Genomic DNA, 299 nt, shown 5'->3' with positions numbered 1-299 from the left:
CAAATTCATCGTGACGCCCTCACTTGCCATGGGCTTCCTCGCCCTCCCCGTCATTGGTTTCCTGGTGCCCGCCATCTCATGCACGATCACGTGGATTGGCATCGATTACTTTGTCTTGACGTTCTTCACGCTTCTCTGTCAGATCATTCGGCGAGTCCAAATACCTGCTCGCCCGCTTCTCGCCCAGGGTATAGCCAGCAATTGCATTGGTCTTGCACTGGGAGCGTTCGCAGGGAAAGCCATCTGCATGATGGCCGACCCATCGCCGCTCTTGTTCTCGATAATCGCCCTCATCGTTG

The 299-nt window shown here is 55.5% G+C and carries 1 protein-coding gene; it reads right to left on the bottom strand.

Annotated elements, in window-relative coordinates:
- Positions 1 to 76: 76 nt before the first annotated feature.
- Positions 77 to 299: hypothetical protein (locus NE591_RS14545; protein ID WP_256157021.1), on the bottom strand; the 223-nt coding region annotated here is incomplete at its 5' end.

The sequence above is a fragment of the Adlercreutzia sp. DFI.6.23 genome, assembly GCF_024462535.1.
GTDB lineage: Bacteria > Actinomycetota > Coriobacteriia > Coriobacteriales > Eggerthellaceae > Adlercreutzia > Adlercreutzia rubneri.
The sequence above is the reverse complement of the archived record's forward strand: the minus strand, read 5'-3'. Positions and strand labels throughout refer to the sequence as shown.